The 12,980-nt window shown below is 56.8% G+C and carries 13 protein-coding genes and 1 riboswitch; all 13 genes read left to right on the plus strand.

Features of this window, described 5'->3' with window-relative positions; all coding sequences use genetic code 11:
- Positions 1-19 precede the first annotated feature (19 nt).
- The 13 genes from ACFO1S_RS04575 (at position 20) to ribE (ending at position 12,980) form a co-directional block, all read left to right on the plus strand.
- Positions 20-1,129, plus strand: coding sequence for a glycosyl hydrolase family 18 protein (locus ACFO1S_RS04575; protein ID WP_204603405.1), 1,110 nt, complete (start codon positions 20-22; stop codon positions 1,127-1,129).
- Between the two features lie 309 nt (positions 1,130-1,438).
- The gene (locus tag ACFO1S_RS04580; protein WP_204603433.1) at positions 1,439-2,572 is read left to right on the plus strand and encodes a serine hydrolase; all 1,134 of its coding nucleotides are present in this window, start codon (positions 1,439-1,441) and stop codon (positions 2,570-2,572) included.
- A 158-nt stretch (positions 2,573-2,730) separates the two neighbouring features.
- A complete protein-coding gene (gene spoIIAA, locus ACFO1S_RS04585; protein WP_204603432.1) occupies positions 2,731-3,084 on the plus strand; it encodes an anti-sigma F factor antagonist in 354 nt (117 codons plus the stop codon).
- Complete coding sequence (spoIIAB, locus tag ACFO1S_RS04590) at positions 3,081-3,527, plus strand: anti-sigma F factor (protein ID WP_204603404.1); 447 nt, start codon at positions 3,081-3,083, stop codon at positions 3,525-3,527. The genes spoIIAA and spoIIAB overlap by 4 nt, the downstream gene beginning before the upstream one ends.
- Positions 3,528-3,551: 24 nt before the next feature.
- On the plus strand, positions 3,552-4,310 hold the full coding sequence (gene sigF / locus ACFO1S_RS04595; RefSeq protein ID WP_204603403.1) for an RNA polymerase sporulation sigma factor SigF: 759 nt from the start codon (positions 3,552-3,554) through the stop codon (positions 4,308-4,310).
- A 184-nt stretch (positions 4,311-4,494) separates the two neighbouring features.
- The gene (locus ACFO1S_RS04600; RefSeq protein WP_204603402.1) at positions 4,495-5,136 is read left to right on the plus strand and encodes a stage V sporulation protein AA; all 642 of its coding nucleotides are present in this window, start codon (positions 4,495-4,497) and stop codon (positions 5,134-5,136) included.
- Positions 5,129-5,554, plus strand: coding sequence for a stage V sporulation protein AB (locus ACFO1S_RS04605; RefSeq protein ID WP_378126334.1), 426 nt, complete (start codon positions 5,129-5,131; stop codon positions 5,552-5,554). The genes ACFO1S_RS04600 and ACFO1S_RS04605 overlap by 8 nt, the downstream gene beginning before the upstream one ends.
- A gap of 13 nt (positions 5,555-5,567) precedes the next feature.
- The gene (locus tag ACFO1S_RS04610) at positions 5,568-7,208 is read left to right on the plus strand and encodes a spore germination protein (RefSeq protein ID WP_204603400.1); all 1,641 of its coding nucleotides are present in this window, start codon (positions 5,568-5,570) and stop codon (positions 7,206-7,208) included.
- A 143-nt stretch (positions 7,209-7,351) separates the two neighbouring features.
- Positions 7,352-8,683 carry a diaminopimelate decarboxylase gene (gene lysA / locus ACFO1S_RS04615; RefSeq protein WP_204603399.1) on the plus strand — a complete coding sequence of 444 codons (1,332 nt, stop codon included), beginning with the start codon at positions 7,352-7,354 and terminating at the stop codon, positions 8,681-8,683.
- 303 nt (positions 8,684-8,986) lie between these two features.
- The gene (locus tag ACFO1S_RS04620; protein WP_204603398.1) at positions 8,987-10,006 is read left to right on the plus strand and encodes a hypothetical protein; all 1,020 of its coding nucleotides are present in this window, start codon (positions 8,987-8,989) and stop codon (positions 10,004-10,006) included.
- A gap of 56 nt (positions 10,007-10,062) precedes the next feature.
- Positions 10,063-10,488 carry a peptidylprolyl isomerase gene (locus tag ACFO1S_RS04625; RefSeq protein ID WP_204603397.1) on the plus strand — a complete coding sequence of 142 codons (426 nt, stop codon included), beginning with the start codon at positions 10,063-10,065 and terminating at the stop codon, positions 10,486-10,488.
- Positions 10,489-10,557: 69 nt separating this feature from the next.
- Positions 10,558-10,757: riboswitch (FMN riboswitch) on the plus strand.
- Positions 10,758-11,160: 403 nt separating this feature from the next.
- Positions 11,161-12,267, plus strand: coding sequence for a bifunctional diaminohydroxyphosphoribosylaminopyrimidine deaminase/5-amino-6-(5-phosphoribosylamino)uracil reductase RibD (gene ribD / locus ACFO1S_RS04630; RefSeq protein WP_204603396.1), 1,107 nt, complete (start codon positions 11,161-11,163; stop codon positions 12,265-12,267).
- 44 nt (positions 12,268-12,311) lie between these two features.
- Positions 12,312-12,980 carry a riboflavin synthase gene (ribE, locus tag ACFO1S_RS04635; protein ID WP_204603395.1) on the plus strand — a complete coding sequence of 223 codons (669 nt, stop codon included), beginning with the start codon at positions 12,312-12,314 and terminating at the stop codon, positions 12,978-12,980.

A 12,980-nucleotide genomic window follows, 5' to 3' on the forward strand; every position in this document is an offset into this window, starting at 1 on the left:
CAAAGAGGGAGGACGACGTATGAGGTATAGAGCCTCTCATTCCTATAAGCGAAAACGGGTGATGATGGTCACAGGGCTGTCGGCGGTCTTGATTCTGGCCGCCTTCCTGCTCTATTTGTTTAAACAGGACGTGTTCGGAGCGGCCAAGAAGCCGCAAATAACCGAATATAAAACGGAGAGATCGGCTTGGCTGGCGGATTGGCGATGGGAGGCAGGGCTGGCGGATCTGGAGTTCGTCTCCTCCGGCCTCACGAGTCTTCAAGTGTTTGCCGCCTATTTCGAGCCTTCCGGCCGTTTGCATTTCACGGATCAATTTCACAAAGCGCTTCCCGAGATCAAACGAGTGGCCGAGCGCGACGGGTTACAGGAACTATACTTGACGCTGGTCAACGATATTGTATATCCGGATGGCAAGCAATCGCAGAAGGATTCCGCTCTCGTCTCCAATCTGGTCGCCGATTCGGGAAGCCGCAGCCGTCATATCGACGAAATGGTCGCAGCGACGAAATCTTACGGCTTTAGCGGAATCGAGCTGGATTATGAGAAAGTCGAGGACAAGGATTGGCCGAATTTCGTTCGCCTTGTCAAAGAGCTGCATCCTCGTCTGAAGGCGGAAGGAAAGTCTCTTAGAGTGGTCTTCGAGCCACGGGCTCCGATTGAAAGCCTGGACCTTCCGGAAGGCCCGATCTACGTGATGATGGCCTACAATCTGTATGGCGGACACAGCGGCCCGGGGCCTAAAGCAGATATCTCGTTTGTCGGGAAGCTGGCTGCGAGAATGAAAGGGGTTCCCGGAACGGCGTATATCGCGCTGGCAACCGGCGGCTTCGATTGGGAGGCAAGCACTGGCAAAGCCACAGCATTGACCGAGCTTGAAGCCTCTGAGCTGGCTAGGCAGAATGCCGCTTCTCCCGCACGGGATAAGGCGAGCGGCGGAATGAGCTTCTCGTACACAGATTCGGCGAATGCGAAGCACACGGTCTGGTATGCCGACGGGATGACGCTCGATCATTGGATTCAAGCTGCGAAGGCGAAGGGAATCTACAATATTGCGTTTTGGAGGCTGGATGAGCTTAGCGAGCCGTCGCGGGCTCATCTGTTCGATTCCTCTGCGCGAACAACCGAATAGCGTCAAGAAGAACGCGTCGATGCCGACGCGTTCTATTTTTTTCAATAACAGAAAGTATAAAATTTAGACATGCTTATCCCCATCTGATAGCTCGATACAAAACGTCTGCCCCCGAATCCAAGGACGGCGAAGCCGTTTTTACTTGGGGGAATATATTCCATAGCGGAAGGACAAACTAGTGGGAAAACATACTTTGGCCGTTATCGGTCTCAGGAGGGGGAGCCACCAGTGGCCTTCAGCGATACGCAACGACTTAAGTTTCGCCTTCTGCCTCGCATTTTGTTCGGGGTATTGATCTTTGCCTTGACGATGCCTGCCGGGGTTCAGGCAAAAGAGCCTGCGGGGAAGTCGCCTGCCGCAGATATGGCATCCAATGCCAAGTCGGCGATTCTCATGGATGCGGACAGCGGGACCGTCATCTACGAGAAGAACAGCTCCGCATCTCTGCCGCCCGCGAGCATTACGAAGATCATGACGATGCTGCTTGTAATGGAAGCCATCGACGAAGGGCGTTTGAAGTGGACCGACAAAGTCCGGGCAAGCGAATACGCTTCCTCCATGGGCGGATCGCAGATCTTTCTTGAGCCTGGAGAGGAAATGACGGTAGAAGACATGCTCAAAGGCGTCGCCCTTGCTTCCGGCAACGACGCATCTGTCGCTCTGGCCGAGAAGCTTGGAGGCAGCGAGTCGCATTTCGTGGAAATGATGAACAAGAAAGCGGCCGAGCTTGGCATGAAGAACACCAGGTTCGTCAACTGCAACGGTCTTCCCGCGGAAGGTCACGTATCCTCGGCCCGCGACATCGCGCTGATGTCCCGGGAATTGCTCAAGTACGAGAATATTACGAAATACACGGGGATGTATCAGGACTACTTGCGCAAAGGCAGCCCCAAGCCGTTCTGGCTCGTGAATACGAATAAGCTTGTACGGTTCTACAGCGGCGCCGACGGATTAAAGACCGGCTTCACGAGCGAAGCGAAGTTCTGCTTGTCGGCGACAGCCCGCAGAGACAATCTGCGCCTGATCGCCGTCGTGATGGGCGAGCCGAACACGAAGATCCGCAACGCCGAGGTATCCCATCTGTTCGATTACGCGTTCGCCCAGTACACGAACGTGCCGCTCTACAAGAAGGGCGATCCGATCGGTACGCTTAAGGTGGAGAAGGGAAAGGTCGATCGCATCCCGCTGACCGCCAAGCGCTCCTACAGCGTGCTTCTGAAGAAGGGCGACGCAGGCCAGGGCATTCGTCATGAACTCGTGCTTGCGCCGAATGTGAAAGCGCCGGTCGAGATCGGGCAGTCTATCGGCAAGCTCGTCGTTTACCGCGGCGACGAGGTTCTGACAGAGTTTCCCGTAGAATCCCCGATGGCGGTCAGTCGAGCGAATTGGTGGACGCTTCTTCGCAGGACGACAGGCCATCTGTTCTTCTCGGATTCGGAATAGCGTCTGCAGAGGCGGCAGGACGATCAGGCCCGCCGCCTCTTGCCGCGAAATGTCGAATTCGGCAACGTAGCTTCTAGTTTTGTCGGAGGGCAGGAATGGGAGAGCTCTTCGTAGAAATGGTGACGAGGCAAACAGGATATGGGGAAGGGGAAATGAACATGAGCTTGCAGGTCGAGCTGGAGCAGCACCGCAACGTGCTGATCGTCCGGTTGAGAGGGGAGCTGGACCACCATACGGCGGATATCGTTCGATTCAAGATGGAGGATGCGATACTGAGAGGTCGAGTCGACCATGTCGTACTCAGCCTGAAGGAGCTGCACTTCATGGACAGCTCGGGCCTTGGCGTCGTTCTTGGCCGGTATAAGCTGATCAAAAGCCGCGGCGGGAAAATGGTCGTCTGCGATACGCAGTCCAGCGTGAGGAGGCTGTTCGAGCTGTCGGGGCTGTTCAAAATTCTATCGTTCTACGACACCGAGCGTTCAGCGGTTGCGAGTCTGGAGGTTGTCTCATGAGCGGGCATAACTATATGAAGCTTGTTTTCGCGAGTCGATCCGAGAATGAAGCATTTGCCAGAGTGTCCGTAGCGGCATTCGTCTCCCAATTGGATCCGACGATGGAGCAGCTGGACGAGATCAAAACGGTTGTCTCGGAGGCGGTCACCAACGCGATTATCCATGGCTATGACGGCGCCGCCGAAGGCTTCGTGACCGTGGAGGCGGAGATAGACGGAGATCAGGTATCTCTTGCGATCAGCGATCAGGGGAGAGGGATCGAGGATCTGGATTTGGCCCGGCAGCCTCTCTATACCTCCCGGCCCGAACTGGAACGCTCGGGGATGGGCTTTACGATCATGGAAAACTTCATGGACGAATTTGACGTCGCGAGCTCGGAATCGGGCGGCACGTCCTTGCGGATGAAGAAGCGGATAGAATCCAAAAAAGCGTTGTTTAACTAAAACCGTGCGGCAGGGGTTGGAGGCATGGAAGCAGAATGGAAACGAACGTCTCCGCCGGCATACTTGGATGACAGCGAAGTGAAGCGCTTGATTGCGCTGAGTCAATCCGGTGATACGACCGCGCGCGATACGCTCGTCAACAGCAATATCCGTCTGGTATGGTCGGTCGTGCAGCGCTTTTCGAACCGCGGCTATGACAGCGACGACCTGTTTCAGATCGGCTGTATCGGCTTGCTGAAGTCGGTGGACAAGTTCGATCTATCGTACGACGTCAAATTTTCGACCTATGCGGTACCGATGATCATCGGCGAGATTCAGAGGTTTCTGAGAGACGACGGGACGCTAAAGGTCAGCCGCTCGCTGAAGGAGATGGCCAACCGCGTCCGCAAGGTGAAGGATGAATTGTCCAAGCGTTACGGCCGAGCGCCTGCCATTAGCGAGATCGCCGCCGAAATCGGGGTCACGCCGGAGGAGATCGTGTTTGCCCAGGAAGCCAATAAGCCTCCGTCGTCGATTCATGAGACGGTGTTCGAGAACGACGGCGATCCGATTACGCTTATGGACCAAATTGCGGATGAGTCGCAGGAGCGCTGGTTCGATAAGCTTGCTTTGACGGAGGCTATACAGGGCTTGAGCGAACGGGAGAGGCTGATCATCTATCTTCGTTATTTCCGCGATCAGACCCAATCCGAGGTAGCGGGACGGCTCGGCATCTCGCAGGTGCAGGTCAGCAGATTGGAAAAAAAGATATTGCAGAACATCAAGGAGCAGATCGCTCAGTGAGCAGTCGAAGCTCTTCCCAACAGGCTTTCTTGCCTCTCGCATTGCCTCGCCGTTCTGTCGGCTGAAGCGCGCGAGAAGTGGGAAAGCCTGTTTTTTGCCGCTTATCGGCATTTTGGCTTAAGTCCGGTTAGATTGGGCAGCCGTGCCTCATACTAAGCGAAATGCGCTAAGGGAGGGGAGGCCGTTGGATCGAGCTGAAGCGGAATCCAAAGTCGTATACGTTCGATTGCGCCGCAGAGCCGTTATCAGCCCGGAAGCGAACGTCACGCTCGGGGATGTTGCCCGGCTGGTCACGGAAGCGGGGCTGCAGGCAAAATTGGAGCGTCTGCCGCTTCATCGGGTGACGTCAGGCGACGGCAACTTGCTTCTCATCGATATGCTTCAAGTGGTGAAAGCCATTCGCGAAGCGGAGCCGGGCATGGTTATCGAGACGTTCGGAGAGCCTCATGTCCTCCTGGAGGTGTCCTCCGGCGGCGAGATCAAGCCCCGCAGGTTCATCTTGACGATGGCATGGCTGCTGTTGTTTTTCGGCTCGGGGATGGCGATGATGAATTTTCACGCCGACGTCAACATGCCGGCGGTGCAGCGCCGGATTACCGAGCTGATCACGGGAAGCAGTGCCGCGCATCCCTGGGTGTTCCAAATTCCTTATTCGATCGGAATCGGGATGGGCATGCTGCTCTTCTTTAACCGACTGCTGCGCAAGCGCCTGAACGACGAACCGAATCCGCTGGAGGTGGAGATGTTTATGTATCAGGAAAACGTGAACCACTATGTCATTACCGAGGAGTATCGGAAAAAACACGAGGGACGCGGCGGTGGTTGAGTTCGCCCGGAATGCGCTGCTGGCCGTTGTCGGGCTGGCAGGCGGTTTTACGGTCGGGAGCGCCTTCGTCGCCTTGCTGATCGTCCTCGATCTAATCCCCCGCTTGGTGCAATTCACCCGGGCGCACAGACGCTCTGCCGTGTTCGAATCCGGGGTGCTGCTGGGCGCGGTATATTGGAGCAGCGCCGATCTGTTCCATTGGGCCTATCGGATTTCTTCCGTCGTGCTGCTTATCCCGGCCTTGTTTCAGGGCTTATTCGTAGGAATGTTCGCGGCTGCGCTTACCGAGGTGCTCAATGTGCTGCCGATCCTGGCCAAGCGCCTGAAGCTTAAGCCGTATTTGCTGTCCCTGTTAACGGCTATGGTGCTGGGCAAGGTAACCGGTTCTCTTGTCGATTGGCTTTGGCTGCAACCTTAAGGAGCGTGAACGCATGGAAACGACCGAACACGGAAGCATGGATTTGAACCACGCCGGCCGTTGGCCGCGCGGCCCGGAGCGCGACGAAGAGACCGGAGCCGCGCGGACGGGTGAGGGTGATCGGCGCTCCGGCAAGGAGAGCGAGACTGCGGAAAAGATCATGCCGACGGCGTCCGAGACGGCGCGTAAGCCGCAGCAGCGCATTCCCGACGATCTGCACTCCTGGAAGGAGCTGCTGCGCAATACGATCGGTCTGGACAAAAGCTTCGAGGTTCAGGTTCGGGAGATGACTTTCGGCGGGCGAAGAGTGGCGCTTCTGTTTCTGAGCGTATTCGCCAAGGATACGGCGCTGACGGAGATCATCAAGCGGCTGACCTACCTGGAGCCGGACAGCGAGCTTGATTCCGACGCGCTTCAGGCCTTTCTCGAACGGTACGTGCCCGCCGTGCAGGTGAAGAGGACAACCTCGTTTCCCCTGATGATCGACGAGGTGTTGATGGGCAACACGGCTTTCTACGTGGAGGGACAGCCGGCGGCATTGATGATCGACGCGAAAAGTTTTCCTGCGCGCAATCCGGAGCAGCCATCGCTGGAGAAGGTCGTCCGGGGCAGCCAGGACGGCTTTACGGAGACGCTGATCGTGAATGTGGCGCTTATCCGCAGAAGGCTGCGCGACCCGAATCTGCGCTTCGAGGTCATAAGAGTCGGGCGCCGGACGCAGACCGACGTCTGCATCGGATACGTCGAGGATATCGCCAATACCGAGCTGGTCGAATCCATCCGGGACAAGATCAAAGCGATCGATATCGACGGCTTGCCCTTGGCGGACAAGCAGTTGGAGGAAATGACGGTGAGCGGCGGTAGCTGGAGCCCGTTCCCGCTGGTGCGCTACACGGAGAGGCCGGACGTTGTGGCGGCGCAACTGCTGGACGGAAGCGTCACGGTTATCGTGGACACCTCTCCCAGCGCGATCTTGCTGCCGACAACCTACTTCGATCTGGTTCAGCATGCCGAAGAGAACCGGCAGAATCCGTTCATGGGCTCCTATATGAGATGGGTGAGATACTTAGGGATTTTTACCTCCCTGTTTCTGATGCCGCTCTGGTTTCTGTACAACGTGAAAGCGTCGCTGCGTCCGGACTGGCTATGGTTTGTAGGCACGGAGAAAACGGGGGAAATCCCGTTGATCCTCCAGTTCCTCATTGCGGAGATCGGCGTCGATCTGCTCAGGCTTGCCGCCGTCCATACGCCTGCTCCCCTTGTCACCGCGATGACGCTCCTGTCGGCGATTCTGATCGGAGATATCGCAGTGAAGACGGGACTGTTCGTCAATGAGGTCATTTTATATATGGCAGTGTCCGCTATCGGCATGTTCGCAACGCCCAGCTACGAGCTTGGATTAGCCAACCGGATTATTCGACTAGGGCTGCTGCTCGCGGTGTTTTTTTTCGGAGAGATCGGCTTTGTTGTCGGGACGACGCTGATGTTCCTCTTCCTGGCGATGGAGCGCTCCTTCAATACGCCTTACTTGTGGCCTTTCCTGCCGTTCAACGCAGCGGCCTTCCGCGATATCCTGTTCCGGATGCCGCTCTCCAGCAACAAGAAGCGTCTGTCGATCTATCGCACGAAAAAAAACCGCAAACAGCCGGTATGAGCAAGGCAATAGTGCAAATCATGTGGCAAATCCTCCATTTCCCCTTTGATGCTTTTCCGTTATACTGAGTCTTAAAGTGCAAAAGAACCGGATGAAGTCAGAGACGACCGCAGGCCGGAAAATTCACCAAAGGGGAAAACAATATGTTCTTGCATGGTACAAGCAAAATAAATAGCAAAGGTCATCTGGAAATCGGAGGCTGCGACGTTACCGATCTGGCGAAGGAGTTCGGAACGCCCCTGTACATCGTAGACGAGGCACTGGTTCGCCAGCGCGCCCGCGAATTCATGGAAGCCTTCCGCGAGACCGGCATGCGCCATCAGGTCGCTTACGCCTCCAAAGCCTTCTGCGTGATGGCCATGTGCCGCATCGCGGAGGAAGAGGGAATGAGCCTGGATGTCGTCTCGGACGGCGAATTGTACACTGCGCTTCAAGCGGGCTTCCCGGCGGAGCGCATTCACTTTCACGGCAACAACAAGACGCCGGAAGAGATCGTGATGGCGCTGGACGCAGGCATCGGCTGCTTCGTGGTCGACAACTTCAGCGAGCTGCACCTGTTGAACGCATTGGCGGGAGACAAGGGCAAGCGCGTGAACGTGCTGCTTCGCATCACTCCCGGGGTTGAGGCGCATACGCACGATTATATTTCGACCGGCCAGCAGGATTCGAAGTTCGGCTTCGATCTGGGCAACGGCACAGCGTTCCAAGCGATCGAAACGGCGATCGGCCTGCCTAACCTGAAGGTTCTGGGCGTTCATTCCCATATCGGCTCCCAGATTTTCGAGGTGGAAGGCTTCCGGATGGCGGTCGAGAAAGTATCCGCCTTTGCGGTAGAAATTCGCGATAAGCTAAATCATACCTTTACGGTGCTCAATCTGGGCGGAGGCTTCGGCATTCGTTACGTCGAAGGCGATCAACCGCTGCCAGTCGGCGTGTATGTGGAAGCTATTTCCGAAGCGGTTCGCAAGACGTGCGAAAGCGCAAGCTTCCCGCTGCCGGAAATCTGGATCGAGCCGGGACGCAGCATCGTGGGCGACGCGGGTACGACCCTGTACACGGTAGGGACGAGCAAGGACATTCCCGGAGTGCGCAAATATGTTGCGGTGGACGGAGGCATGACGGACAACCCGCGTCCGGCGCTGTACGAATCCAAATACGAGGCGGTTCTTGCCAATCGCGCGAACGACTCGGCCGACGAGGTTGTGTCCGTAGCCGGCAAATGCTGCGAAAGCGGCGATATGCTCATCTGGGATTTGAAGCTGCCTTCCGTACAATCCGGCGATCTGCTTGCCGTATTCTGCACCGGCGCTTACAACTATGCCATGGCGAGCAACTATAACCGGATTCGCCGTCCGGCCGTCGTCTTCGTGAAGGATGGCCAAGCGGATCTGGTTGTCGCACGCGAAACCTATGACAATATTGTCGGCAACGACATTATTCCGCAAAGACTGCAAAAGCAAGCGATCGCGAAGTAAAAGAGATGGCGGCATGAGGGATTCTATTCCTGTGCCGCCATTGTATATTTGCGGTCTTTTGCTGTGACTCCGAAATGAAGCCAAGGCTGCTCATAAGGTCGCTTATGAGGCGGCCTATTTTACCCTATCAGAAAGTATACAATTTAGTCATTTTAGACCCATCTGATAGCTCGATACAAAACGTCTGCCGCCGTACCTAAGGACGGCGGAGTCGTTTTTACTTGCGTTGGTTGCAGCAAGCAGGAAGGAAAAAGCTGGACGTGAAGCGAAGAACATTGGAAAAGAGCAGGGAAAGGAGAATTTATGCGATATCATCCACGTTCGAAGCAAGCGCTGCAACTGCTGGTGCTGACCGGGGTTCTAGTAACGGGAGGCTGCCAGTTCGGACAAGCGAGGGAGGGGGCGCCAAGCGAATCCGGAATTGCGCCGTCTGCAAGCGCAGCAATCGGCAGTACGAGCCCGTCGGCATCCGCGGTTTCAAGCGAGCGGCTCGCCGATTCTGGGCACAACCCCTCGATCTGGGACGAGCTGGCCGCCAAGCACCCGGATTCCACCGGACCCAACTTCATGGCGCCCGATTCCCCCGAAGCTCCGGACTTGTTCTGGTTGTATCTTGACGGACTGATCTATCCGAACGCATACGTCCAGTGGTACGCCAGCAACCAGATCGTACCCTATGCGGAGCATCCGGGCAGAAGCCAGGCGATCGAGGCTCTGGGACGAGTGGCGGAATCCGGGCAAGCTGCGGTGAAGGACGCGGCGCAATTTGCGCTTGACGTCTTCCAACGCGACTTCGCGGCCGACACGTTCTCGCGTTCCCCCGACGGCAAATTCGCCGCTTTTCACTTATTCAATGAAGCCCGCTATAACGATGGAAGGGTATGGATACACGAGCTGGAGAGAGGCATCACGTATCGGCTGGACGGAGAGTGGCTTAGCGTCGAAAGGCTTGTGTGGTCTCCTGACGGAAAAGGTCTGGCGATTGAGTACGGCGGGAGGATATCCGGCGGTATCGATCTGGTCGACGTCGATGCGGGACGCTCTGTCCTGGCAGACAATCTCTATGAGTATTTGGTAAGCCGCAACGCGTTTCAAGCTGATCGGCAGCCTCGTCCGGACCCGTATTTCCGTCTGGTGGAATGGAGTCCCGAGGGAAGCCGGGCGCTGCTTTCCTATTCCATTACGGACAATGACGGACATTTGCAGAAGGGGATCGTGGTCTACGATTTGTCCAAGCAAGCCTATGTCCTGTTCAAGCCGTCTGCTGGGCAGGAGGGGGAAGGCAATTCGACGCCGGAAAAGCCGCAAGACTTCGCATGGTGATTGCGGCGAAGTTATTGTACAATAGATTTCGAAACGCAACGAAGGAGGATTACCCCATGGCAAAACAAGCAACTATCACATTGGCGGACGGCAACGAAGTCGTTCTCGAGCTGTTCGATCAAGACGCTCCGAACACGGTGGCGAATTTCGAGAAGCTTGCGAATGAAGGCTTCTACGACGGAATTCCGTTCCATCGCGTCATTCCCGGGTTCGTCGCGCAGGGCGGATGCCCTAACGGCAATGGCACCGGAGGTCCCGGCTACTCCATTAACTGCGAGCACAACAAGAACAGGCATGAGCGGGGAAGCTTGGCGATGGCTCACCGCGGTCCGAATACCGGCGGCAGCCAATTTTATATTTGCTATAATCCGCAGCCTCATCTGGACGGCGTACATACCGTTTTCGGCAAGGTCTCTTCCGGCATGGAGCATGTCGACGCCTTGAAGGGCCAGGAGAAGATGGCTTCGGTCCGCGTAAGCTGACGGATTTAATTCCTAGTCTAGCACTTGCAATTTGCTTCACAGGATGATACACTTTCATACAATAAGTTGCTTATCCTTCGGGGCGGGGTGCAATTCCCCACCGACGGTGATCGGCAGAGGGGAACGGCCATCGATCGAATCGAAGCCGGGCTCGCTGTCGTCAGTCCGTGACCCGTCGTCGCGTCTACCGGATTTCCGGCGGCTGCGGCGCGGTGGACCTGGTGCAAATCCGGGACCGACAGTAACAGTCTGGATGGGAGAAGGAAGCGCAGCGGCCATGCCGTGTCTTAGAAATCGCTTAAAAGTCGTAGCAGCAGAGGCATATCTCCCGTTTTTGGGCAGGTTTGTTCATTTTTTCACAATTCTGCAGGCTGCGATGGGTTATTCAGCATACTCCAGCATCGCTAGGTTGCGCTCGTGAAGAGGTAACCCGCCGATCGGTTACAGGAAGAGCTTATGGCATGAAATTCATGCTTTTGTTCGATGATGTCCGACGACGACGACGGCCCTTTCAGGGACGTCAATATCCGGCTGACTGGAAGCTGCTGCATATCCGGCTTTTCTAGACCTGTCTTGAAGGCCTGTTTATCGCTGTGCATTTAACGCCCCCGGGATGATTTTATCCTGGGGGTTTTCTGCGTTTTATATGGCTTTACGGAATGGAGGACCTGAATGGAGCTGTTAAACGACGATTATTACATGCGGCTGGCCTTGAGTATGGCTGAAGGGGCTTCCGGCCAGACTGGGATCAATCCGGTCGTGGGCTGCGTTCTCGTCAAGGAAGGGCGCATCGTCGGGATGGGCGCGCATCTGAAACGGGGCGAAGGCCATGCCGAGGTTCACGCCCTGAACATGGCCGGCGAGCAGGCGCGGGGGGCCACGGCGTATGTGACGCTTGAGCCGTGCAGCCATCAGGGCCAGACGCCGCCGTGCTGCGAAAGGCTGATCCGGGACGGTGTAACCCGAGTCGTAGTCGCTGCAGTGGATCCGAATCCGGTCGTGGGAGGTCGGGGAATTGAGAGACTCCAGGAGGCCGGAATCGAAGTGAAGGTCGGCGTGCTGGAAGCCGAGGCCGCGAGTCTGAACGAGGCCTTCAACAAATTTATTCGTACCGGCATTCCATTCGTGACGCTCAAGACGGCCATGTCACTAGATGGTCGGATCGCGACGCGCACGGGCCATAGCCGGTGGATTACCGGCGCAGCCTCGCGGGAGGCGGTGCATACGCTAAGACACCGTCACGCGGGTATCATGGCGGGCATATCGACGGTGCTTGCCGACGATCCGGAGCTGTCGACCCGGCTAAGCGTTCCCGGCTTGCAACCGGCCAAAATCATCGTCGACTCCAAGCTGAGAATTCCGTTAACGTCCAGAGTGCTGGGCGGAACCGCGCCAGCGATCATTCTAACAACGCAAGGTGCGGATAAGGCTCAGGCCGAACGGCTTCGGGAGCTTGGAGCGGAGGTTGTGATCTGCGGCAGCGGCGAACGGGTCGATCTGCATGAAGCGATGCGCGCACTGGGGCAGAGAGGAATCAGCTCGGTGCTGCTGGAAGGCGGGGGTGTGCTTAACGGCGCGATGCTGCAGGCAGGGCTTGTGGACAAGGCGATGCTGTTCTATGCCCCGATTATCGTCGGCGGCGAAGGCGCGCCCTCCGCATTTGCCTTCGAGGGACATGAGGACATGTCCTCAGCGCTGAGATTATCCCGCATCGAGATCAACCGCTTCGGCGAGGATTGGTGCGTTACGGGATATCCGGAAGGAGGCGCGTCTGCATGAGCGCAGGCGCACACATAAGCCGGGGGTTGGAAGGAGGAAGGATCATGTTCACGGGACTCATAGAGGAAATGGGTGTCTTGCGCTCCGTTCAGCGGCGGGGGGAAGCGATGATTCTGGGCATTTCCGCCGCCAAGGTGCTTGAGGATGTCAAACTTGGGGACAGCATAGCCGTCAACGGCGTCTGTTTGACCGTAGTCGAATATGATCGCGGAGGTTTCTCTGTCGACGTGATGCCGGAAACCTATCGCCATACGAATCTCCATGCTTACAAGCCGGGAACGCCGCTGAATCTGGAGCGGGCGATGCAGGCGGGCGGAAGATTCGGCGGCCACATGGTGCAAGGGCACGTAGACGGCACTGGGACGATTCGGGGAAGGACGACGGAGGCTAATGCGGTTGTGTTCTCGATCGAGCCCGATGATGCGGCGATGCTCAGGCATATTGTGCCGCAAGGCTCGATCACGCTGGATGGAATCAGCTTAACCGTCGTTTCCGTCGATCGGGAGGCCGGGCAGTTCACGGTTTCGATCATCCCGCACACCTTGCGGGAGACAGTGCTGCAGCACAAGCATCCCGGAGCTACATTAAATATCGAATGCGACATTCTCGGGAAGTATATCGATCATCTGCTGAGCTTGCGGGAGCAGGGGCCGACCGTTGCGAAGGCCGGAGGACTGTCGGAGGCCATGCTGCGCGACAATGGATTTATTTGA

Origin of the sequence: Cohnella boryungensis, assembly GCF_042651945.1 — a bacterium.
Lineage (GTDB): Bacteria > Bacillota > Bacilli > Paenibacillales > Paenibacillaceae > Cohnella > Cohnella boryungensis.